1 protein-coding gene is annotated in these 674 nt (G+C 64.7%); it reads right to left on the bottom strand.

The genetic code is table 11. The features are described 5' to 3' along the window. Positions 1 to 629: helix-turn-helix domain-containing protein (locus NR193_RS33300; protein WP_256754887.1), on the bottom strand; the 629-nt coding region annotated here is incomplete at its 3' end. Between the last annotated feature and the right edge of the window lie 45 nt (positions 630 to 674).

The following is a 674-nucleotide window of genomic DNA, read 5'->3' on the forward strand; positions in this document are numbered from 1 at the left end:
AGCGCGTCTTGCTTGACGATTTCGATGCTGCGCAGGCTGGTGAGGCGGATGACGCCCTTGTCCTTCAACCGGGTCAGCACCCGCGACACGGTCTCGATGGTGAGGCCGAGATAATCGCCGATGTCCATGCGCGACATCGGCAGCTCGATCGGCTGCAATCCACCCTGCCGCTCGGCCATGTCGAGGAGGAAGGCGGCGACGCGTTCGATGGCATTCTGGCGGCCGAGGACCAACAGGTGTTCCTGCGCCCTGGTCAGCCCTTTGAGCGCCAGGGGCAGCAACTGGCGCGAGACGTCCGCACCCGTGGCGAAGCGGAAGACGCGGATGCCGGTGGCGTTGATTGCCTCGGCGAAGAAATGATGCGTGCTGTCGGCCTCGAAGCCAAATGTCTCTCCGGCGAGGTGAAAGGCGCTGATCTGGCGACGGCCATCGGCCAGCAGGCGGTAGATGCGGACGGCGCCGAACTCGACCTGATAGAAGGGCCCGGCCTTCTCGCCCTGGGCATAGATTTCCGCGCCGGCGGGAAAGAAGCTGAGCGGCTGCAGCAGCGCGGGCTCGAAAGCCTCTGGCAGGGCAGGCTGGGGAGACCGTGACGGCAGTGCAATTCTCGAGGTCGTGTAGGTGTGCATGGCTGTTTTCCCGGTTGATCCGCGACACAGCAATCGCGCGAATCC

Origin of the sequence: Mesorhizobium sp. Mes31, assembly GCF_024519675.1 — a bacterium.
Lineage (GTDB): Bacteria > Pseudomonadota > Alphaproteobacteria > Rhizobiales > Rhizobiaceae > Mesorhizobium.